The organism is Bradyrhizobium sp. Leo170, from assembly GCF_004296405.1.
Classification (GTDB): domain Bacteria; phylum Pseudomonadota; class Alphaproteobacteria; order Rhizobiales; family Xanthobacteraceae; genus Bradyrhizobium.
Window position 1 is genome coordinate 1 of record NZ_PSRR01000123.1, and the last position, 20949, is coordinate 20949.

21 protein-coding genes are annotated in these 20949 nt (G+C 63.5%); 10 read left to right on the forward strand and 11 right to left on the reverse strand.

The window, feature by feature from the left end:
• Positions 1-232 precede the first annotated feature (232 nt).
• Complete coding sequence (locus tag CWO89_RS20885; protein WP_130580620.1) at positions 233-952, forward strand: RraA family protein; 720 nt, start codon at positions 233-235, stop codon at positions 950-952.
• A gap of 27 nt (positions 953-979) precedes the next feature.
• Here the strand turns inward: CWO89_RS20885 and CWO89_RS20890 are convergent, their stop codons facing one another.
• The gene (locus CWO89_RS20890) at positions 980-1606 is read right to left on the reverse strand and encodes a TerC family protein (RefSeq protein ID WP_130580621.1); all 627 of its coding nucleotides are present in this window, start codon (positions 1604-1606) and stop codon (positions 980-982) included.
• Between the two features lie 200 nt (positions 1607-1806).
• Positions 1807-2160 carry a hypothetical protein gene (locus tag CWO89_RS20895; protein WP_245476419.1) on the reverse strand — a complete coding sequence of 118 codons (354 nt, stop codon included), beginning with the start codon at positions 2158-2160 and terminating at the stop codon, positions 1807-1809.
• 192 nt (positions 2161-2352) lie between these two features.
• Here CWO89_RS20895 and CWO89_RS20900 point away from each other — a divergent pair, with 192 nt between their 5' ends.
• From CWO89_RS20900 to CWO89_RS20935, 8 genes are all read left to right on the forward strand, one after another.
• A complete protein-coding gene (locus tag CWO89_RS20900) occupies positions 2353-3183 on the forward strand; it encodes an SDR family NAD(P)-dependent oxidoreductase (protein ID WP_165421256.1) in 831 nt (276 codons plus the stop codon).
• A 207-nt stretch (positions 3184-3390) separates the two neighbouring features.
• On the forward strand, positions 3391-4164 hold the full coding sequence (locus CWO89_RS20905; protein WP_130580623.1) for a motility protein A: 774 nt from the start codon (positions 3391-3393) through the stop codon (positions 4162-4164).
• A 34-nt stretch (positions 4165-4198) separates the two neighbouring features.
• The gene (locus tag CWO89_RS20910) at positions 4199-5029 is read left to right on the forward strand and encodes an OmpA/MotB family protein (RefSeq protein WP_130580624.1); all 831 of its coding nucleotides are present in this window, start codon (positions 4199-4201) and stop codon (positions 5027-5029) included.
• Between the two features lie 140 nt (positions 5030-5169).
• A complete protein-coding gene (locus CWO89_RS20915) occupies positions 5170-7068 on the forward strand; it encodes a potassium transporter Kup (protein WP_130580625.1) in 1899 nt (632 codons plus the stop codon).
• A 148-nt stretch (positions 7069-7216) separates the two neighbouring features.
• Positions 7217-9142 (forward strand): potassium transporter Kup, encoded by a 1926-nt coding sequence (locus tag CWO89_RS20920; protein ID WP_130580626.1) that lies wholly within the window; start codon positions 7217-7219, stop codon positions 9140-9142.
• 111 nt (positions 9143-9253) lie between these two features.
• Positions 9254-9583: a rhodanese-like domain-containing protein gene (locus CWO89_RS20925; RefSeq protein WP_130580627.1), complete on the forward strand. Its 330-nt coding sequence runs from the start codon at positions 9254-9256 to the stop codon at positions 9581-9583.
• A 7-nt stretch (positions 9584-9590) separates the two neighbouring features.
• On the forward strand, positions 9591-10760 hold the full coding sequence (locus CWO89_RS20930) for an aminotransferase (RefSeq protein WP_130580628.1): 1170 nt from the start codon (positions 9591-9593) through the stop codon (positions 10758-10760).
• Positions 10761-10764: 4 nt separating this feature from the next.
• On the forward strand, positions 10765-11874 hold the full coding sequence (locus tag CWO89_RS20935; protein WP_130580629.1) for a polyamine ABC transporter substrate-binding protein: 1110 nt from the start codon (positions 10765-10767) through the stop codon (positions 11872-11874).
• A gap of 125 nt (positions 11875-11999) precedes the next feature.
• Here the strand turns inward: CWO89_RS20935 and CWO89_RS20940 are convergent, their stop codons facing one another.
• The 6 genes from CWO89_RS20940 to CWO89_RS20965 form a co-directional block, all read right to left on the reverse strand.
• The gene (locus CWO89_RS20940; RefSeq protein ID WP_165421257.1) at positions 12000-12935 is read right to left on the reverse strand and encodes a lipid A biosynthesis lauroyl acyltransferase; all 936 of its coding nucleotides are present in this window, start codon (positions 12933-12935) and stop codon (positions 12000-12002) included.
• A 74-nt stretch (positions 12936-13009) separates the two neighbouring features.
• A complete protein-coding gene (locus tag CWO89_RS20945; RefSeq protein ID WP_130580630.1) occupies positions 13010-14287 on the reverse strand; it encodes a beta-ketoacyl-ACP synthase in 1278 nt (425 codons plus the stop codon).
• A 31-nt stretch (positions 14288-14318) separates the two neighbouring features.
• Positions 14319-15506: a beta-ketoacyl-ACP synthase gene (locus CWO89_RS20950; protein WP_130580631.1), complete on the reverse strand. Its 1188-nt coding sequence runs from the start codon at positions 15504-15506 to the stop codon at positions 14319-14321.
• A complete protein-coding gene (locus CWO89_RS20955; protein WP_130580632.1) occupies positions 15499-15972 on the reverse strand; it encodes a 3-hydroxyacyl-ACP dehydratase FabZ family protein in 474 nt (157 codons plus the stop codon). The genes CWO89_RS20950 and CWO89_RS20955 overlap by 8 nt, the downstream gene beginning before the upstream one ends.
• An 11-nt stretch (positions 15973-15983) precedes the next feature.
• Positions 15984-16289: an acyl carrier protein gene (locus CWO89_RS20960; protein ID WP_027583603.1), complete on the reverse strand. Its 306-nt coding sequence runs from the start codon at positions 16287-16289 to the stop codon at positions 15984-15986.
• Positions 16290-16483: 194 nt separating this feature from the next.
• Positions 16484-16825 carry a hypothetical protein gene (locus tag CWO89_RS20965; protein ID WP_130580633.1) on the reverse strand — a complete coding sequence of 114 codons (342 nt, stop codon included), beginning with the start codon at positions 16823-16825 and terminating at the stop codon, positions 16484-16486.
• Between the two features lie 294 nt (positions 16826-17119).
• Between CWO89_RS20965 and CWO89_RS20970 the strand changes: the two genes are divergently transcribed.
• Positions 17120-17746, forward strand: coding sequence for a ParB-like protein (locus tag CWO89_RS20970; RefSeq protein ID WP_130580634.1), 627 nt, complete (start codon positions 17120-17122; stop codon positions 17744-17746).
• Between the two features lie 96 nt (positions 17747-17842).
• On the opposite strand, the gene CWO89_RS20975 is transcribed toward CWO89_RS20970, so the two are convergent.
• The 3 genes from CWO89_RS20975 to CWO89_RS20985 form a co-directional block, all read right to left on the reverse strand.
• A complete protein-coding gene (locus CWO89_RS20975) occupies positions 17843-18334 on the reverse strand; it encodes an MgtC/SapB family protein (RefSeq protein WP_130580635.1) in 492 nt (163 codons plus the stop codon).
• A 21-nt stretch (positions 18335-18355) separates the two neighbouring features.
• Entirely contained in the window at positions 18356-18934 is a 579-nt protein-coding gene (locus CWO89_RS20980) for a peroxidase-related enzyme (RefSeq protein ID WP_130580636.1), read from the reverse strand.
• A gap of 84 nt (positions 18935-19018) precedes the next feature.
• Entirely contained in the window at positions 19019-20755 is a 1737-nt protein-coding gene (locus CWO89_RS20985) for an ATP-binding protein (RefSeq protein WP_130580637.1), read from the reverse strand.
• Between the last annotated feature and the right edge of the window lie 194 nt (positions 20756-20949).

Sequence of the window (20949 nt, forward strand, 5' to 3'; positions counted from 1 at the left end):
CGAAGCGCGTCTCGAACCATGAGGCCCCGTCTGTGGCCTCATCCTTCGAGACGCGCTTCGCGCTCCTCAGGATGAGGGGCGATAGCGGAAGGATGAGGGTTCGATACCGAAACTCCTACCTCCCAAATATCAGCCATGAGCGGAAGCTTGGTTGGGTTCACGGCCGATCTCGGCTATAGGCATGGGCCAAGATCGTCTCGCCAAGAAGCGTCCATTTACCAGGAGAAACGCCGTGAACAAAGCCGTCGCCGCCCCGCTGTCCGCGTCCGTGCTCGAAGCCTTGGCGCGCTATGACACGCCGACGATCTGCAACGCGATGGAGATCGTCGCCCCGGAACGGCGGTTGATCGGCTACACCACGAAGCCGCTGGTCTGCCCGTTTCCGGACCTGCCGCCGATCGTCGGCTATGCCCGCACGGTCACGATCCGTTCCGTCCTTCAATCCGGTCTGCCGGCAGCCGAGCAGGCCAAACGCCGCATCGAATATTACGAATATGTCGGCACCGGCTTTGGTCCGCGCATCGCCGTGATCCAGGATATCGATGGCGCCGATGTCGGCTATGGCGCGTTCTGGGGCGAGGTGCAGAGCAACGTGCATAAGGCGCTCGGCTGTCTCGGCGTGATCACCGACGGCTCGATCCGCGACATCCCGCAATGGGCGCCGGGCTTCCAGGCGCTCGCAGGATCGATCGGCCCGTCGCATGCCTGGGTGCATGCCGAGAGCTTCGGCGGCGAGGTGCGGGTTGCCGGCATGACCGTGCGCTCCGACGATCTTATCCATGCCGACAGCCACGGCGCGATCGTGATCCCGATCGATGTCGCCGCCAAGCTGCCGGATGCGGCCGAACTCTGCGCGCGTCGCGAGACGCCGATCCTCGACATCGCACGCAGCCCGGACTTCTCGCTCGAGAAGCTGAAGGAAGCACTGAAGCGCTCGGCCGAGATCCACTAGGGCTTCGTCAGATCGGCCAGGGCTTCGTCATATCGGCGCGACTTTGGCGACGTCGTGGGCGCCGCGAATGACCATGTCGATGGCGACATAGAGGATGACGGCCAGGCCGACATAGGCGATCCAGCGATGCTTCTGCAGCAGCCGCGCGATGAAGGTCGCGGCTGCGCCCATCAATGCGATGGAGAGGATCAGGCCGAAGATCAGCACGCTCGGGTGCTCGCGGGCAGCTCCCGCGACAGCCAGGACGTTGTCGAGCGACATCGAGACGTCGGCAACGATGATCTGCGTCGTGGCCTGGAAGAGCGTCTTCCGGGGTGCCCCGTCTGCGGACGCGCCACCGAGCTCTGCGTCGGCTTCGTCCTTCGCGGCAGCACGCAGTTCGCGCCACATTTTCCAGCACACCCACAACAGCAGGATTCCGCCGGCCAGCAGGAGGCCGACGATCTGCATGATCTGCGTCGCCACGACGGCAAACAGGATGCGCAGCACGGTCGCCGCGAGGATGCCGATCAGGATCGCCTTGCTGCGTTGCTTTTCGGGCAGGCCGGCTGCGGCCAGGCCGATAACGACGGCATTGTCGCCGGCGAGCACCAGGTCGATCAGAACAACCTGCAACAGCGCGGATAGGAATTCAAAGCCAAGAAATTCGGACACGGGTCATGCTCCCCTTCTGGTCTGGAGAGTGACCCCGGATTAGATGCCGGCTTGATGGCGATGCATATCGGTGAGGGATTCACCGATATGTCCCGCGATCAATGCCGCAGATCAAAGCAGGGCCACTCCAACTTAACTCCAGTCCGACATCGCAGCCTGTCGGCTGCCAGAGGGGCCCGGCCTGGTACGCTCTAGTATAGTTACTGTCGCGAATTCGCACGCGCGACGGCTTCTTCCTCGAAGAACAGCGCCGCCTGGTCCGGTTCGCCAAAGATTGCCGCTGCACACCCCATGAAGGTGAATGCACCGGCAAAGTCCCACCACGTGACTTTCCCTGAGTTTTCCTGAGCCTTGATCAGGCGCGCCAAGATGGCGGCCACTGCCGCCTCCGCGAACAGCAGGATGCTAAATGCGGGCAGCACGAGCTCAGGTTCGAGCACGCGGATCATCAGGATGGCAGGGAACACGGTCAGGACGCCGAACAGCGCGAACAGCCCGAAAGGCTCCAGCGCCGGAGTATTTCGCATGATCCAGTTTGAACTGGAGGCCAACATCTGTTCCCCTGAATGAACGAACGCCCAATAGCAGCCGCGCGGCATCTGCTGACGCCCAGCTATCGGCGGCAACCAATAGCAAAACACTCTTGCGTGCGGGAGGTTTCTGACCCGTGGCGCAGCGCCGCAGACGGGTGTAGTTGTCGCTCGACCGCGATGTGGAACCCACGAGGCAGGGACGGGAGGTGCGCGATGGAAATGCGCGACAAGACCGTGTTCATCACCGGCTCAACCGACGGCGTCGGCCGCTATGTTGCGAAGAGGCTCGCCATCGGCGGCGCCAGCGTGCTGGTCCATGGACGCGACAAAGCGCGCGGGGCATCGCTGATCGAAGAGATCAGGCGGGCAGGGGGCCACGAGCCTATTTTTTTCCAGGCCGACCTGTCCTCGCTTGCCGAGACGCGAAAACTTGCGGAGGCCGTGCTCGGAAACCACACGCGGCTCGACGTCTTCGTCAGCAATGCCGGGATCGGTACGCAGAGCGAGGGGCCGGCGCGGCAGACCAGCAGGGACGGCTACGAGCTGCGCTTTGCCGTGAACTACCTCGCGGGTTTCCTGCTCGCGCGTCTCTTGCTGCCGCTGTTGAAAGCGAGCGCGCCGTCGCGGATCGTCAATGTCGCCTCGCTCGGCCAGCATCCGATTGACTTCGACGACGTCATGATCACGAAGAACTACAGCGGCTCGCGAGCTTACGCCCAGAGCAAGCTTGCGCAGATCATGTTCACGATCGATCTCGCGCAAGAGCTGAAAGGCTCGGGCGTCACCGCGAACTCGCTGCACCCGGCGACCTACATGAACACCACGATGGTGCGCGCCGGCGGCGTTACGCCAATCTCCACTGTTGAGCAGGGCGGCGAAGCGATCCTGCATCTGGTGTCGGGCGACGATGTCGCCGACGAGAGCGGGCTGTTCTTCAACGGCATGAACGAGGCCAGGGCCAATCCGCAAGCCTATGACGCATCGGCGCGGAGACGGCTGCGCGCGCTCAGTCTCGAACTCACGGGGCTCGATGCCGGTCACTGAGCTGCGCCGGCGATTATGGTTAGCGAAACATTGAGACCGGCGCCGCGCCTAACTCCACGCGTCCAACTCGGGATTTTACGGGTTCCTCTTCGGCTTAACCTTTACGGGTCTTTAATGGCGCCCACGTAGGGTTTTCCGGCGCGGTCCGGGAGTGGGTCGTGCACCGTCCAGGACAGGCGGTGTATTGCGTACGCGTTGGAGTTTCCCATGGATATTATGACGGGCGCCGGGCTCTTGGCGGGCATTATCGTCATTTCAGTGATGATGCTCATGGGCGGCGACCTGCACATGTTCATTTCCGAACATGCGATGATCATCATTTTCGGCGGATCGGTCGCGGCCACGATGATCCGCTTTCCATTGGGCGCGATCCTGCATGGCCTGCCGCTGGGCGCCAAATTCGCCTTCACCGTGAGCCGGCTGTCGGCGCGCGATCTGGTCGACGAACTGGCCCGGATCGCCGAGATCGCCCGCAAGCAGGGGCCGGTCGGCCTTGAAAAGGTCGAGACCAACGAGCCCTTCCTGGCTAAGGGAATCCGCTACGTCGCCGACGGCTACGACCTCGAATTCATCCGCGACAATCTCGAGCGCGACCGCGACAATTTCCTGATGCATCTCGACGAGGGCAGCAAGATCTACCGCGCGATCGGCGACTGCGCGCCGGCCTTCGGCATGATCGGCACCTTGATCGGCATGGTGCAGATGTTCGCCAACATGACTGATCCCTCAAAGCTCGGTCCGTTCATGGCGACAGCGCTGCTGGCCACGCTCTACGGCGCGCTGGTTGCGAACCTGTTCTGCCTGCCGATCGCCGACAAGCTGCACGGCAAGCTGCTGGACGAGGAGACCAACCGCACCCTGATCATCGACGGCATCCTGATGATTCGCGATTCGAAGAGCCCGGCGCTGGTTCGCGAAATGCTGCTCGCCTATCTGCCGGAAAAGCACCGCGAAGGAGAGGGCGAGCCGGTGCCGGCCTGACCTTCGGCCTGGCAGCGATCCGGAGCTTCACGCGATGGCCAAGAAAAAGCGCGGCGATGCACATACCGGAGGGCACGGCTGGTTCGTGACCTTCGCCGACTTGATGGGGCTGATGATGAGCTTCTTCGTGATGCTCGTCGCCTTCTCCAGCATGGACAACAACAAGCTGAAGATCGTCGCAGGTTCGATGCGCGACGCCTTCGGCTCGCAGACCAATGTGCGCTATTCCGGCATCATCGAATCCGACGGCCTGCCGACGCGGCCGAAGTTGAAGAACGTCGAGCATATCTCGCCGGAGGAGACCTCGGACAGGCCGACGCCCGACGAGAAGGAGCGCAATCAGGAGAACGGCGCCAAGCTGCACACCGACCGCGCCTTCGCGCTCGCGTCCGCTTCGCTCCGGCAGGCGCTGCAGGACATGCCGGAATTGACCGAAATGTCCAAGCACATCATGTTCGAGGAAACCAAGGAGGGCCTCAACCTCGAGATCATCGACCAGGACGGCCGCTCGATGTTCGCCGACGGCTCCAAGGTACCTTACGACCGCACGCGGCGGCTGATCCAGAAGCTTGCCGGGCCGCTCAAGGCAACGCCGCTGCGCGTATCCATCGTCGGCCACACCGCCGCCGGTTTCGTGCCGGCGCGCAGCGAATACGGTGCGTTCGACCTGTCGGCGGACCGTGCCAATGCGGTGCGCCAGATCCTCGAGCGCGAGGGGCTGCCCCCCTCGCACATCTTCGCCGTCTCGGGCAAGGCGGACAGCCAGCCGTTGTTTCCGGACGATCCTTCGCTCGCGGCAAACCGTCGCGTCACCATCACCTTGATGCGTGAGGACCCGCCGCTGCCGCCCGGCTTGAAGCCGTAATCTGCCGAATTTACTATCTGCCGCCTGTCCAGCCGGGGACCGTTACGCGCTTGTCGCGGCCGCCGCAACCGTTGACAGGGAACGCGGAAGCGTGGATAGCCGCGCCGGATCAAACTAGCAGATTGGGCGTTCCCCCCGCCATGGCTGTCAGCGTCTCATCCAGCGAGGTCCAAGAGGGGCCGGTTACGTCCAACTTCTGGGCCTTGACGCTGGGGAGTATCGGCGTGGTGTTCGGCGATATCGGTACCTCGCCGCTCTATGCGTTCCGCGAGGCAGTCGCCGGTGCGACGCATGGGCAGCCGGTATCCCGAATCATCGTCCTCGGCGTGCTGTCGCTGATCCTGTGGGCGCTCTTCATTGTCGTCACCTCGAAATACGTGCTGCTGCTCCTGCGCGCCGACAACAACGGCGAGGGCGGCACGCTCTCGCTGATGGCCCTGGGGCAGCGGGCGCTGGGGCGGAGAAGCTGGCTGTTGCTGGCGCTCGGCGTGGTCGGCGCCTCGATGTTCATCGGCGATTCCATGATCACGCCGGCGATCTCCGTGCTGTCGGCGGTCGAAGGCCTCAAGCTCGCGACGCCCGCACTTCAACATTACGTGGTGCCCGTCACGATCGTCATCCTGGTCGTCCTGTTCTCGGTCCAGCGCATCGGCACCGGGCGGGTTGCTTCCGCCTTCGGGCCTGTGATGGTGGTCTGGTTCGCTACGCTTGCCGTGATGGGGCTGGTCCACATCAAGGATGACCCGTCGGTGCTGGCGGCGATCAATCCCTATTACGCGCTCCAGTTCCTGCTCACGCATGGCACCATCGGGCTGGTGACGCTGGGCGCAGTGTTCCTGGCCGTCACCGGCGGCGAGGCGCTCTATGCCGATCTCGGCCATTTCGGCCGCAAGCCGATCCAGTCCGGCTGGCTGTTCTTCGTGCTGCCGTCGCTTCTGCTCAATTATTTCGGGCAGGGGGCGCTGGTGCTCTCCGATCCATCCGCGATCGAGAATTCGTTTTATCGGATGGTTCCCGACTTCCTGCTGCTGCCACTGGTGGTGCTCGCGACCGCCGCCACTGTGATCGCGAGCCAGGCCGTCATCACCGGCGCCTATTCGCTGGTCCGCCAGGCGGTGCAGCTCGGCCTGCTGCCGCGCTTCGAGGTCCGCTACACCTCGGAGTCCCATGCCGGGCAAATCTACCTGCCGCGCGTCAACCGGCTGCTGCTGGTCGGCGTCCTCTTGCTGGTGTTGATGTTCCACACCTCGAGCGGACTGGCATCGGCCTACGGCATCGCCGTTTCCACCACCATGGTCGCCGACGGCATCATGGGCTTTGTGGTGATCTGGAAATTGTGGAACTGGCGCGCAGCGACCGCGGCCGCGGTGATCGTGCCGTTCGTGGTGGTCGACATGACGTTCCTGAGCGCCAATCTCCTCAAACTGTTCGAGGGCGCCTGGGTGCCGCTTTTGTTCGGCGCAGCCATGGCGGCCATGATCTGGACCTGGCGGCGCGGGACGGCCATCCTGATCGCCAAGACCCGGCGCATCGAGGTGCCGCTTGACGACCTGATCAAGAGCCTGGAGAAGCGGCCGCCGCATATCGTCAAGGGCACCGCGGTGTTCCTCACCAGCGATCCCGGCTTCGTGCCGACCGCGCTGCTGCACAACCTCAAGCACAACAAGGTCCTGCACGAGCACAATGTCATCCTGACCATCGAGACGGCGCAGACGCCGCGCGTCGATGTCTCCGAGCGCGTCTACATGGAACGCGTCAGCGACAAGTTCTCCAAGGTGCGCCTCAGGTTCGGCTTCATGGAATCGCCGAACGTCCCGAAGGCGCTGGTGATCGCCCGCAAGCTCGGCTGGCAGTTCGATATCATGGCGACGTCATTCTTCGTGTCGCGGCGGTCTCTCAAACCCGCGGCGCAGTCGGGCATGCCGTTGTGGCAGGATCACCTGTTCATCGCCATGAGCCGCTCGGCCAACGATGCCACCGACTATTTTCAGATTCCGACGGGGCGCGTGGTTGAGGTCGGCACCCAGGTAACTATCTGACCGGCGCACGATTGCGGCTGGTTAAACGATCGACCTATGTGTAAAATGCATGGCGGCAGCCCATTTCTCGCCTAACCTATGCATTCGAGCGAGGATATAGCCCTGCCGCGCTGTTTCATTGTGCAGTGAACAATAGAGGCTCCCTCCCATGTCGTCCGAGAGTGCGGTCACCGCGGCGGAAACGCCCGCGGCCAGTGGACATGGAGAGGCGCATTCCACGGCGGGGTTCGGAGCGCTGACGCTCGGCAGCATCGGCGTCGTCTACGGAGACATCGGTACCAGCCCGCTCTACGCTCTTCGCGAAGCCGTTGTGGCGGCAAGCGAGCATAGTGGCGTTGCCACGACGCAGGCTGTGCTCGGCGTGCTCTCCCTGATCCTGTGGGCGCTGATCATCGTCGTCACGCTCAAATATGTGGTGATCCTGCTGCGCGCCGATAACCACGGCGAGGGCGGAACGCTGGCGCTGATGGCGCTGGCCGAACGCGCCGTTACCAAGGGCGCCGGCGCGGTCGTGATGCTCGGCATCATCAGCGGGGCCTTGTTCTACGGCGACGCGGTGATCACGCCGGCGCTGTCGGTGCTGTCGGCGATCGAGGGCATCAAGCTCGTCACCGCGACCTTCGAACATTATGTCGTGCCGCTCACGGCGTTGATCCTGGTGGCGCTGTTTGCCGTGCAGTCCCACGGCACCGCCCGGGTTGCTGCGTTTTTCGGACCCATCATGTGTGTCTGGTTTGCTGTGCTGGCGATCGCAGCCGTGCCGCAGATCATCAGACATCCTGAGGTCCTTTTGGCCTTCAATCCGCTCTACGCGGTCTCCTTCATGCTCCATCACGGTGTGATCGGGTTCGTCACCCTCGGCGCGGTGTTTCTCGCCGTCACCGGCGCGGAAGCGCTCTATGCCGATCTCGGGCACTTCGGCAAACGGCCGATCCAGGTCGCCTGGCTGTTCATCGTGCTGCCGGCGCTGGTGCTGAATTATATGGGGCAGGCGGCGCTCGTCATCGTCGACCCCAAGGCGATCGAGAATCCGTTCTTCCTGATGTTCCCGGATTGGGCGCTGATCCCGATGGTTGTGCTCGCCACCATCGCGACCGTCATTGCAAGCCAGGCCGTCATCACCGGCGCCTATTCGCTGACGCGCCAGGCGATCCAACTCGGCCTGCTGCCGCGCTTCGAGATTCGCCACACCTCGGAAGCCCATTCGGGGCAGATCTTTATTCCCCGCATCAACCGGATGCTGCTTATCGCGGTGTTGTTGCTGGTCGTGATGTTCCGCTCCTCCAGCGCGCTGGCCTCGGCCTATGGCATCTCGGTGACCGGCACCATGGTGGTCACGGGCATGATGGGCTTTGTCGTGGTGTGGAAGGTCTGGCGATGGTCGCCGCTCGCCGCCGCCGCATTGATCGCCCCCTTCCTGTTTCTCGATCTCACCTTCCTGACGGCAAACCTGCTGAAGGTGCTGGAAGGCGGTTGGGTGCCGCTGGCGCTCGGCGGCGCCGTGATGCTGCTGATGTACACATGGCGGCGCGGCAGCCGGCTGTTGTTCGAGAAGTCGCGCAAGCTGGAATTCCCGCTCGCCGACCTCATCGCGATGCTGGAGAAGCGGCCGCCGCAGCGCGTGTCCGGCACGGCGGTGTTCCTGACCAGCGATCCTGCCAGTGCGCCGACCGCGCTCATGCATAGTCTAAAACACTACAAAGTGTTGCATGAGAAGAACGTCATTCTCACCATCGAGACCGCGCCGACGCCGCGGATCGACCCGTCCGAGCGGGTGCGAATGGAGCAGATCAGCCCGACCTTCTCCAAGGTGACGCTGCGCTTCGGCTTTATGGAATCGCCGAACGTGCCGAAGACGCTGGCGATCGCCCGTAAGCTCGGCTGGCAGTTCGACATTATGTCGACCTCGTTCTTCCTGTCGCGGCGCTCGCTCAAGCCCGCCGCGCATTCCGGCATGCCGCGCTGGCAGGACCATCTGTTCATCGCGCTCAGCCGCGCCTCCAACGACGCCACCGATTATTTCCAGATCCCGACCGGCCGCGTCGTCGAGGTGGGAACGCAGGTGACGATCTAGCTTTTTGGCGGTCCTAAGCCGTTCGCGGTGCTTGATTTTCCCTGCGCAAGAGGCGACTTTGCCCCCGAAACAGGGGGCTGGCTGAGCCCATGAATTGTCTGGAGAACGCGCGTGGCCGACCACAAGGTGCATGATCTAACGCCCCAGGAGGTGTCGAAGGGAATAGCGGATGGACGCTATCTCCTGGTCGACGTCCGCGAGCCCAACGAGGTCGCGGCTGAGGCCTATCCTGATAGCGTCGTGGTGCCGCTGTCGACGTTCGATCCGGACGAGATTCCCGATCCGCAGGGCAAAGAGGTCGTGTTCGCCTGCCGCTCGGGCAAGCGCTCGGTGACGGCATCGCTCGCGGCGCAGGCGGCGGGGCTGTCCTACGACAAGCATCTGGCAGGCGGCATGCTGGGCTGGAAGGCTGCGGGATTGCCGACCAAGACGGGCGGCTGACCTTTCCATGACTTCCATGAACAAGGTCTTCGCGGACCTTCCCGTCACCATTTTCGAAGCGATGTCGCAGCTCGCGCGCGACAACAACGCCATCAATCTCGGCCAGGGTTTTCCGGACGATCCCGGTCCGGAGGACATCCGCCGCGCGGCCGCGGATGCTTCCGTCAACGGCTACAACCAGTACCCGTCGATGATGGGTATCCCCGAGCTCAGGCAGGCGATCGCGACCCATTACGGCCGCTGGCACGGACTCAACCTCGACCCCATGACGGAAGTCATGGTGACCTCGGGCGGCACCGAAGCGCTGACATCATCGATCCTGGCCGTGGTCGAGCCGGGCGACGAAGTGGTCGTCTTCCAGTCGGTGTACGATTCCTATCTGCCGATCATCCGTCAGGCCGGAGGCATTCCGCGCCTGCTGCGGCTGGAGCCGCCGCACTGGCGGCTGAACGAGGAGATGCTGCGGAGCGTCTTCAACCACAAGACCAAGGCGGTGCTGTTCAACAATCCGCTCAATCCGTCCGCCGTGGTCTATCCGCGCGAAGACCTCGAACTGCTGGCGCGGTTCTGCCAGGAATTCGACGTGGTCGCGATCTGCGACGAGGTCTGGGAGCACGTGATCTTCGATGGCCGCGAGCACATCCCGCTGATCACGCTGCCGGGCATGCGGGACCGCACCATCAAGGTCGGCAGCGCCGGCAAGATCTTTTCGCTCACCGGCTGGAAGATCGGCTTCGTCTGCGCCGCGCCGCCGCTTCTGCGGGTTGCCGCCAAGGTGCATCAGTTCCTCACCTTCACCACGGCGCCCAACCTGCAGGCGGCGGTGGCCTACGGGCTCGGCAAGGCGGATGCGTATTTTCACGACATGCGCAAGGATCTGGCGCGGAGCAGGGATAGGCTGACAAAAGGGCTCGAGAGCCTCGGCTTTCCCGTCCTGAAATCGCAAGGCACCTATTTCCTCACCGTCGACCTGTCGCCGCTCGGTCTGAATGAGACCGACGAGGCGTTCTGCCGGCGCATCGTGACCGACTACAAGGTGGCCGCGATCCCCGTCTCGGCCTTCTACGAAAAGGATCCGGTAACCTCGGTTGTGCGTTTTTGCTTTGCAAAGCAGGATGCAACCCTCGACACTGCGCTCGAGCGTCTGTCGGACGCGGTGCACCGTCGAAAGAGGTAGAGAGATGCACGAGCAGGGCCGTCATCCCATTCGTTTCGCGGCCTTGCTGGCCGCGGCTCTGCTCGTCTCCTCATCCGCCCGCGCCGAGGAGCGCACGGTCAATTTCTACAATTGGTCGAACTATATGGCGCCGGGGGTGCTGGAGGACTTCACCAAGGAGACCGGCATCAGGGTAACTTACGACACCTTCGACGCCAACGAGACGCTGGAAACGCGGCTGCTCGCGGGCAAGTCGGGCTACGACGTGGTGGTCCCGACTGGTTATTTCCTGCAGCGCCAGATCACCGCAAAGGTCTTCCTCAAGCTCGACAAGTCGAAACTGCCGAACCTCGCCAATGCCTGGCCGGTGGTGACGAGCGAGCTCGCGACCTACGATCCCGGCAACAACTACGCCGCCAATTACATGTGGGGCACCACCGGCATCGGCTACAACATCCAGATGGCGCAGAAGATTCTCGGCCCCGATGCCAGGATCGATAGCTGGGACATGGTCTTCAAGCCGGAGAATCTCGCGAAGTTCAGGGATTGCGGCATCCATATGCTGGACTCCGCCGACGACATCCTGCCGGCGGCCTTGAACTATCTCGGCATCGATCCGAACTCCACCAAGCAGGCCGATCTCGAAAAGGCCGCTGACCTCGTCAGCAAGGTCAGGCCTTATGTTCGCAAGTTTCATTCTTCGGAATATCTGAGCGCGCTCGCCTCCGGCGAGATTTGCTTCGTGGTGGGCTGGTCGGGCGACATCATGCAGGCGCGCAGCCGCGCGGTCGAAGCCAAGAACGGCGTCGAAATCGGCTACACCATCCCGAAGGAGGGCGCGCAGATGTTCTTCGATAATCTCGCGATTCCCGCCGACGCCAAGAACGTCGCCGAGGCCCATGAGCTGATCAACTACCTCTACCGGCCGGACGTCGCGGCGAAGAACTCGAACTTCCTGTCCTACGCCAACGGCAACCTGGCCAGCCAGAAGCTGATCGATCCCAAGATCCTCGACGACAAGAACATCTATCCGGATGAGGCGACGCAGAAGAAGCTGTTCGTCATCACCGCGCGCGACCCCGCAACCCAGCGGATCATCAACCGGCTGTGGACGAGGGTGAAGACGGGGAAGTGAGGCTCGCTGTCGCGACGCTCTCCGTCATTGCGAGCGCAGCGAAGCAATCCATAGCGCCACAAGTGGAGGCATGGATTGCTTCGTCGCTACGCTCCTCGCAATGACGGGGCGGTATAGGCTTCAGCTCACCGCCAGCGGCGGTGCAGCCAGAGCCACTGGTCCGGATATTCGCGCACCCAGCCTTCGATCACGTTGGTGACGGCCTGCATCGTGCCCTGGATATCGATCTCTCCGGACGCATTGAACACGGGCTTCACTTCCTCTGACAGTTCGCCGCGGAAGCGGTTATTGGGCAGGCGGATGATGCGGGCGCCGTGGATCGGGCATTCGACCTGACGCCGGAGCCGCGCCAGCGTCGGGTTGGCCTTGGTCTTGCGGCCGAAGAAGGTGACCTCGACGCCGTTGGTCAGATATTGGTCGACCAGCATGGCGACGTGCTTGTTGTCTTGCAGCGCCTGTGCAAGCCGGAGCGGCGCGTCGCGGCCGGCGGGGATCAGCGTGCCCATCTTGATCGCGCGGATATTCTCGATCGCGCGGTCCGCGGCTTCGCTGTTCGGCCGTCGGAACAGGATCGCGGTGTCGAGCCCGTGCGCGACAGCCGCCAGCGCCGGCAATTCCCAATTGCCGAGATGCGCGGCAAAGATCAGCGCCGGCTTGCCGTCGTCCCTGATCTGGTCGAACAGCTCGATGGTTCGCGGCGGCAATTCGATGCGGCTGTTTTCGGGATGGTCGCGGTCGTAGTCCCAGATATGGTCGAGATGGGCGAACTCGGCGCCGATGCGGCCGAGATTGTCCCAGACGCCGGCCAGGATCTTCTCGATCTCCTCAGGCGATTTTTCCGGAAACGCGGCCTTCAGATTCTCGCGACCGATCCGGTCCTCACGCAGCCTGCGACCGATGAAATGCGCGGCGCGCCCGAAGAAATCGGCGGTCTTGAACGGATCGAAGCAGCGCGTGGTACGCAACAGCGCGATCGTCAGCGCGCCCACCGCCGCGTCGCCCACGGGCTTGACGGCGTCGCGAAGGCGCGCGCGGGCGCGAAGGAGCTGCAGGCGGTTCATCGCGACAAGCGGCGCGGCGTTTGGTTGAGCATGATCTCTTCAGAAAACCGGAGACCAGTTCCTCGGATCATGCTCTAGGCCGGCTCGCGTGTCAGGATCAATGAGGCGTTCTGCCCGCCAAAGCCGAACGAGTTGGACATCACGGCAGTGACGCGGGCGTCGCGCGCCTTGTTGCCGACCACGTCGAAATGAATGGTCGGATCAGGCACGTCATAATTGATGGTCGGCGGAATCCGCTGATGCTCGAGCGTGAGCAGCGAGAACACCGCCTCGACCGCACCGGCCGCGGAGATCGTGTGGCCGACCATCGACTTGTTCGACGACACCGGAATCTTCGAGATCTGCTCGCCGAACACCGCCGAGGTCGTCAGATATTCCATCTTGTCGTTCTCGGGCGTCGCTGTCCCGTGCGCGTTGATGTGGTCGATCTGTTCCGGCTCCATCCCGGCGTCAGCCAGCGTCTTGCGCATGCAGCCGATGATCGGCTTGCCGTCCGGGCTCGAGCGGGTGCGGTGGAACGAATCGGTCAGTTCGCCGCAGCCGGCGACGACGCCCAGGATCGTCGCGCCGCGCGCGGTGGCGGCCTCATAGCTCTCCAGCACCAGCGCGCCGGCGCCTTCGGCCATCACGAAGCCATCGCGGTTCTTGGAGAACGGCTTTGACGCTCCCTGCGGCGGATCGTTCTGCGTCGACAGCGCCGAGAGCAGGGAGAAGCGGACCACGGCTTCCGGATTCACCGAGCCGTCGGTCGCAACGCACAGGGCCGCATCCGCCTCGCCGCGACGGATTGCCTCCACGCCGAGCTGGATCGCGGTCGCGCCGGAGGCGCAGGCGGTCGACAGCGAGATCGGCGAGCCCTTGGTACCAAAATTTTCGGCGAGGTGTTTTGCGACCGAACCGAACATGAAGCGATCATGATAGGGGGCGAATCTGCCGCCGCCGCTCGCGCGCAACATGTCGTAGTAGTCGAACTCCTTCTTGTCGATCGTGCGCCCGAGTTCGAGCCGTTGCGGCCATTCGGTCTCGACCGGCGCGACTGCGAGGAACAGGGGACCTGGAAAGTCACCCTTGCTGCCAATACCGGATTGCGCCAGCGCCTCTTCGGTGGCGATTTCGGCGATGCGCTCGGAAAGAAGAGTCGAGGTGAAGGGATCGACGGTGACGAAATCCACCGTTCCGGCCATCGTGGTCCTCAGTCCATCGATCGGAAAACGGGTGACCGTCTTGATGCCCGATTCGCCGGCAACGAGCTTGGCCCAATTGTCCGTCTTGCCGCCGCCGAGCGACGTGACGATGCCCATGCCGGTCACGACAACGATCGGCCTGCCAAATTTATCGCGTGGTGTCGCCATGCTTCCCCCGTCGATGCTGCGCGAATGCGCCCTACTTGACGGCCTCAACCAGGGCCATCCCTTCGCCCTGCCAGTGACCGGTTCCCATCACTACAATCTGGGTCGGCGGATCCGACTTTTCAACCTCGAACCCGGTCGGATCGTTCGGCGGAAACAGCGCGCCGCGTGAGACCGAGAGCGCCGCCAGGGCAACGCCGAGCGGGAATTGGGCCTCCACGGTGTGGCCGAACATCGTTCCGGTGGCGCGCACGGCAAGGCCCTGGTGCTGGCGCAGGAACGCGCGCTCTTCCGACGTGACGGGCTCGGCGCCGGTGGCGCCGGTGACGACCACGCCGACATCGTCGCCGACGCCGAGTTTCGACCACAACGCCTCCAGCGACTTCGTCACCGCGCCCGGCTGCTTGCGCTGCGCGAGGTCGGCGACCACCTTGGAGAGCTTGGCATAAGGCTTGGCGCCGCGCGCCTCGGCGTGCTCACGGGATTCCAGCACCAGGAACGCGCCGGCGGAGCCAAGCGCGAATCCGCTGTTGTTCTCGCGGGCCCAGACCGGCGCGAACTCGCCGGTCAGGTTGAAGTCGCCGAATTCAAACAGGACGAGCAGGTCGAGGCGTTCGCCATTGTAGGCGCCGCCAACCAGCGCAATGTCGCTCTGGCCGGCCTCGATGCGCGCCAGCGCAATCCGCGCCGCGTCGATGCTGGAGGCTTCCTCACCCATGAAAGTGCGCGAGGTGCCGCGGACGCCATGAACGATTGCGATATTGCCGGCGAGCAGGTTGGAGAGCTGCGCCAGGAACAGCGTCGGACGCAGTTCGCTCATCAGGCGCTCGTTGAGGAAGCCGGGGCTGAAGTTGCCGCGCGCGTCGGCGTTCAGGATCGCCGTATCGACCGCGAGGTCGCGCTCGCCGCCGCCAGCCGCGACGATCATGTCCATGCGGGACAGGATTTCCTGATTGCCTTTGACGCCGGCCGAATCCAGCGCCAGCCCCGCGGCATAGGTGCCGATGCGCTGCCAGGCTTCCATCTGGCGCTGGTCGCCCTTCTTCGGGATCTGCGCGTCGAAGCTGACGGGGGCGAGCGGATGGACGATGTAGGGCGCGAACCGCTTGTCGTCGATGTTGATGCGCTTGGCGTTGAGCGCATCCCAATGCGCGTCCGGTCCTTCGCCGAGCGACGACAGGACGCCAATGCCGGTGATCCAGACTTCCTTCCGCTCAGTCATGCGTCAGTGCCCGCTGCGGAAAGCCGATCTTCTTGGCCATCGCGTCCATGTGCACGCGCAGATCGGGATGGGGGAAGGGGATGTGGCGGAACGTCAGATCGGCGCTGCATTTCAATTCCTTGCCTACCCGAACCTTGGCCGACGTCACCGCAAAGCCCGAACCTTCATGCTCGACCTTGGCCTCGATCGTCAGCACCTCGCCCGGGTTGACGAAGCCGCGCATCTTGGCTTCCTTGATCATCGCGAGAAAGGGCATCCGTTCGAACTTCATCAGGCCGAGCAGCAGCCAGCCGGACGACTGCGCCATCGCTTCCGTCAGGAGCACGCCAGGCATGATCGGATAGCCCGGGAAATGGCCTTCGAAGATCGTGCTGGTCTGCGGAACGTCAGCCTCCACCACGATCGTCTTGTCGCCGATGTTGAGGTCGACGATGCGATCGATGAGCGTGAAATATTCGAGCTGCATGGGGCGCTCGGTTACGAGCCCGACGCCGTGCCCGTGCCTGCGTTCTTGGCCGCGACCAGTTCGTCGATGCGGTCAGCGAGGTTCTTCAGCACGAAGTACTGCTCGGTCGTGGCCTTGCCGTCGTTGACTTCCTGGGTCCACTTCTCGAGTGGCATCTTGATCCCGAACGCCTTGTCGATCGCAAAGGCGATGTCGAGGAAGTCGAGGCTGTCGATCCCCAGATCGTCGATGGCATGGCTTTCCGGCTTGATCGTGTCGCGCGGGATATCGCAAGTCTCGGCGATAATGTTGGCGATCTGCTCGAATGTGGAAGACATCACTAAGCCTTTGATATATTGGCGGTAAATTCCGGGACGGTCGGGAGGTGGCGGGCGGCGTTGTCCCGAAATGCCCTGTTCCCCCGGGCGGACTCGAGTGCCCGTATATCGGAGCGGGGCCGCGAGTTCAATGGAGCTTGGCCTTGTCTGTGGAGCCGCTTTGCTAGGCAGCAGATACCGCTGCGGTTCCAGCGCTAGCCCCTCGGCATCACTGAAATCCGTGCGCAGTCACGCCGGCCCATCAGGACGCAATCCTGAGTTTTGCGCAGGTCGGCGATGCTCACGGCCAACCAGATGCCGATTGCGGTTAGCGCCACCGTGAAAGCGAAGGCCGCGATATTGGCCAGCATGCGCTGGCGGAAGTCATCGGGCTGCTCGCGCGGGCGCTCGTAACGGGAGAGGTCCTGGGCGACTTGCCCGGGCTTTCCCGCCTCAAGCGGTTGCTCGTGGCGGGCGGGCGGATGGTCGGAGGTGCGCGGTCGGAATTTGAGCACCACGTGCTCGCCGTCCGAGCTGATAGGCCGCTGGGTTTTCACTGCCGTCCGTCCGCAGAAGTTGTGATCCTGTTTAGCACGCCGTGCGCGCCTCTCACGTAAAATATTGGTGCGCGTTCTCGCAACGTGACCCCGCGGCACTTCATGGAACTGATGGTGGGGCGATGGGCGCAAGGCATCGCGGCGATGTGTGCGATGCACCCTCGCGCGACGTGGGGGATCCTCCGTTCACAGCTCGTCGAGACGGAAGATCGAGGAATTCAATCCCTGGTGGCGCCGTGCCATAGTGGAACCGGCCCTCGATGGTTTCCGTCGGCAGCAATAGGGAGTTGAACCATGGCAAATACGCGTGAGCCGATTCTCAAGCCGGTTACGATCATGTCCCTGCGCCCGACTCAGATGACGGTCGGCATGAGGGAGGTGAAGGAGAAGCGCCAGCGTTGGCGCGAGCACAAGTCGGCGAAGAAGCGCGCCGAAATGCTGGGCCAGCACATGATCCCGGTGGTGCTCGGGCCCGATGAGCGCCACTACGTCGTCGACCATCACCATCTCGCCCGCGCGCTGCACGATGAGGGCGTCAAGGATGTGCTTGTCACCGTGATCGGCGATCTCACCATGGTCCAGCGCGATGCGTTCTGGGGCGTGATGGACAACAAGCGCTGGGTCTATCCCTACGACGCCAAGGGTGATCGCAGGCATTTTCGCGATCTGCCGAAATCGGTGGTCGACCTGAAGGACGATCCGTTCCGCAGCCTCGCCGGCGAACTGCGCCGTGCAGGCGGTTTTGCCAAGGATACCACGCCATTCAGTGAGTTCCTGTGGGCGGATTTCCTGCGTCGCCAGGTGGCGCGCAAGCTCGTGGAAGCTGATTTCGACACGGCAATGGAGAAGGCGCTCGCCGCGGCGAAGAGCAAGGACGCGATCTACCTGCCGGGCTGGTGCGGTCCGGCGTCGGATGAATAGAGCGTTTTCGAGCGAAGTGGACGCCGGTTCGCGTGAAGAAAACGCGTCAGAACAAGAATCTAGAGCTTCGGTTCTGATTCAATCAGAATCGAAGCTCTAGCGGCCTGTCGGCGGCTGCGGTGGCGTGCCGTGCTCGTCCGAATCGCCGTTGCCGCCCAGTGCGCGATGCAGCAAGCGCTCGGTGCGGCGGCCGACGGTCAGGAGCACGAGCGCGATCACCAAGGCTGTCGCGACGATCCGCCACGCTCCGGCTCCGGAGACGATCCCGATACAGGCGGCCAGAAAGGCGCAGGCGGCACTCGTCAATCCACGGACGCGGAAGTGTTCTCTCTCACGGACGATGACGCCGGCGCCGAGAAAGCCGATGCCAGTCAGGATGCCCTGGATCACGCGGCTGGTCGCATCGGTGATCTTGCCGACCTCGGTGAACTGCACGGCGACCACGACGACCGTGGCGGTGGACAGTCCGACGATGCCGAGCGTCTTCAAGCCGATCGGCTTTCCGCGCAGATCGCGATTGAGGCCGATCAGGGCGCCCGCCAGCGTGGCGACGCCAAGGCGCAGGATGATGTCGCTCCATTCAAGCACGCGGCATACCTCGGCGGCCGGCTATTTCGGCAGCCGTCCCATCATGTAGAACTCGTCGTTCGGGCGCATCGCGGTGAAGTTGGCCATCCGGTTCGACAGCGCAAAGAACGCGGCGATCGCCGCGATGTCCCAGATGTCGTCATCGCTGAACCCGTGCGCTTTGAGCGCGCCGAAATCGGCTTCCGAGATCGTGCTCGCCTCGCGGCTCACCTTCATCGCGAAATCGAGCATGGCGCGTTGGCGCGGCGTGATGTCGGCCTTGCGATAGTTAACGGCGATCTGATCCGCGATCAGCGGATCCTTGGCACGGATGCGCAGGATCGCGCCATGCGCGATCACGCAGTAGTGGCATTGGTTGGCGGCGCTCGTTGCCACCACGATCATTTCCCGCTCGGCCTTGGAGAGGCCGCTGTCCTTCTCCATCAACGCGTCGTGATAGGCAAAGAAGGCGCGAAACTCGTCTGGGCGATAGGCGAACGCCAGGAAGACGTTCGGCACGAAGCCGGATTTCTCCTGCACTGCGAGGATACGTTCGCGGATATCCTCGGGCAATTTGTCGAGAGGAGGCATAGGAAAGCGTGTTGCGATCGGCTCAGTCATGGCAGGTCCCGGCTCCAGGCAGTGCAGCTTGGCCGGAACCATAGTCGATGACGGCGCGAGCGCAAGCGCCCGGCCGCAGGACTCTCAGCGCAATGGCTTCTTCAGGAGCGAGAAGCGGTCCGGATCGAGCCCCATCGAGGGCTGCAGCATCGGCGCGTCCAGCGTCGTGGCGCGCGCGGCGGGCCGCTCGCTGATCGCGGGGTCGTTGGGCACGTCGCGGTGCGAGGTCGCGCCGCGCCAGCGCTCCAGGACGGCCGAGACGAAATGCATGTCGTGGCCGGCGGCAACCGACGGCACGGTCGCGATGGTGGCTTCGCTGCGCGGAAGCTGATGCGGCGGCACCTCCTTGAAGCGCAGCCGCGTCGGCAACGCCACGCCTTCGCCGAACGCCAGCACCTCTCGGGTGCCGAGCGAGGGCACGAACGACAGCAGGTTGGCCGCGGCGTCGGAAACCGCCGAGCGCAACAGCGCCTGGTCGCGGTCGTTGGCGAGCCGCATCGTGAACAGCGTGTTGCACTGGGAGATGATGGTGGCATCCAGCTCGGCCGGGCGCTGGGTGACGAGGCCGAGATAGACGCCGTATTTGCGGCCTTCCTTGGCGATACGGGATACGGCCTTGCGGGTCGGGCCGAAGCCGATATTGCGGTCGGCGGACGCGTAGCGGTGCGCCTCCTCGCAGACGAACAATAGCGGCGAGACGCCGTCGCTCCACAGCCCGAAATCGAATGCCATCCGGCAGAGCACGCTCACGACGGAATCGATGACCTCGGCCGGGAAGCCGGCGAGCTGCATCACCGTCATCGGCTTGCCGTTGGCGGGCAGGCGGAACAGGTGGCTGATGACCTCCGCCATCGTGTCGCCGCCGACATTGGCGTTGTCGAACATGAAGGCGTAGCGGGGATCGTTGCGGACGGTCTCGATGCGCGAGATCAGCTTGTGATAGATGATGCGCGAGGAGCGGTTCTCAAGCTTGCCCATGCGCTCGTCGATCAGCGCGATCAGGTCGACCAGACGATAAGGCACCGGCGTGTCGACGGTGTAGCCGATCTGCTTGGGATCGATGCGCTTCAATCCGATGCGGTCGGCGTTCTGGTACTGGGTGTAGATACCCTTCGCCATCGGGATGACTTCGGCAAGGATGTCGAGTTCTTCCGGCACGCCGGGGCGGCCGCCGAACAGCACGTCGACGATCTCTTCGAAGTTGAACAGCCAGAACGGCAGTTTCAGGTTGCGTGGGTTGAGCACCTGCGCGCGCTCACCGAAGCAGCGACCGTATTCGTTGTGCACGTCGAGCAGGAAGATGCGCAGGTTCGGCCGCGACTTCAGGATCTCGTTGAGCAGCAGCGACACGCCGGTGGACTTGCCGACGCCGGTCGAACCGAGCACGGCGAAGTGCTTGGACAACATTTCCTCGATATCGACATACGCGGTGACCGAACGATCCTGCTGCAGGGTACCGACATTGATCTGGTCGGAGCCGCTCGGCGCATAGATCGTACGTAGCTCCTCTGCGTTGATCAGGTCGACGGTGTCGCCGATGGTCGGGTAGTTGGTGACGCCGCGCTGGAATTTGGGACGGTCGCCGCCGAGAATTTCGCCGAGCAGGTCGACGGAAGCGGTTGCGATATAATTGTCGGACGTCGGCAAGTCCTCGCAACTCACCTCCGTGATCATGGCGACGATCACGGAAGACGCACTCCGGATGCTGACGAAGCGACCGACGGTCGCGCGCACTTCCGAAAATGGCATCTGGCTGGTTGCCAGGAGTCCGACGCGGGCTTGCGAGCCGCGCACCGAAATCACACGTCCAAAGGATGTCACAGTTCCGGACCCGGGATATTGCGAGATTGAGCAGGGCTCCCACTATGGGAAGCGGGGCTGGACAAAGGGTTAAACCGAAGTGGCTCCAGTTTTGCTAAATCCACACCATCCGGGTGAGGATTTGCTTCGCAAGTTAGAGGCTGGCGGAGCAAGTTGCGCGGGAAACCAGGGTTTTCTCGCCAAAACCTGACTGA

What these genes read in the sequence shown, in the direction of transcription:
- CWO89_RS20955 (WP_130580632.1), bottom strand. Translation starts at nt 15,972, where the DNA reads ATGCAGCTCGAATATTTCACGCTCATCGATCGCATCGTCGACCTCAAC.
- CWO89_RS20940 (WP_165421257.1), bottom strand. Translation starts at nt 12,935, where the DNA reads ATGAACCGCCTGCAGCTCCTTCGCGCCCGCGCGCGCCTTCGCGACGCC.
- CWO89_RS20915 (WP_130580625.1), top strand. Translation starts at nt 5,170, where the DNA reads ATGGCTGTCAGCGTCTCATCCAGCGAGGTCCAAGAGGGGCCGGTTACG.
- CWO89_RS20930 (WP_130580628.1), top strand. Translation starts at nt 9,591, where the DNA reads ATGACTTCCATGAACAAGGTCTTCGCGGACCTTCCCGTCACCATTTTC.
- CWO89_RS20960 (WP_027583603.1), bottom strand. Translation starts at nt 16,289, where the DNA reads ATGTCTTCCACATTCGAGCAGATCGCCAACATTATCGCCGAGACTTGC.
- CWO89_RS20980 (WP_130580636.1), bottom strand. Translation starts at nt 18,934, where the DNA reads ATGACTGAGCCGATCGCAACACGCTTTCCTATGCCTCCTCTCGACAAA.
- CWO89_RS20970 (WP_130580634.1), top strand. Translation starts at nt 17,120, where the DNA reads ATGGCAAATACGCGTGAGCCGATTCTCAAGCCGGTTACGATCATGTCC.
- CWO89_RS20900 (WP_165421256.1), top strand. Translation starts at nt 2,353, where the DNA reads ATGGAAATGCGCGACAAGACCGTGTTCATCACCGGCTCAACCGACGGC.
- CWO89_RS20895 (WP_245476419.1), bottom strand. Translation starts at nt 2,160, where the DNA reads ATGTTGGCCTCCAGTTCAAACTGGATCATGCGAAATACTCCGGCGCTG.
- CWO89_RS20950 (WP_130580631.1), bottom strand. Translation starts at nt 15,506, where the DNA reads ATGACTGAGCGGAAGGAAGTCTGGATCACCGGCATTGGCGTCCTGTCG.
- CWO89_RS20935 (WP_130580629.1), top strand. Translation starts at nt 10,765, where the DNA reads ATGCACGAGCAGGGCCGTCATCCCATTCGTTTCGCGGCCTTGCTGGCC.
- CWO89_RS20945 (WP_130580630.1), bottom strand. Translation starts at nt 14,287, where the DNA reads ATGGCGACACCACGCGATAAATTTGGCAGGCCGATCGTTGTCGTGACC.
- CWO89_RS20920 (WP_130580626.1), top strand. Translation starts at nt 7,217, where the DNA reads ATGTCGTCCGAGAGTGCGGTCACCGCGGCGGAAACGCCCGCGGCCAGT.
- CWO89_RS20905 (WP_130580623.1), top strand. Translation starts at nt 3,391, where the DNA reads ATGGATATTATGACGGGCGCCGGGCTCTTGGCGGGCATTATCGTCATT.
- CWO89_RS20910 (WP_130580624.1), top strand. Translation starts at nt 4,199, where the DNA reads ATGGCCAAGAAAAAGCGCGGCGATGCACATACCGGAGGGCACGGCTGG.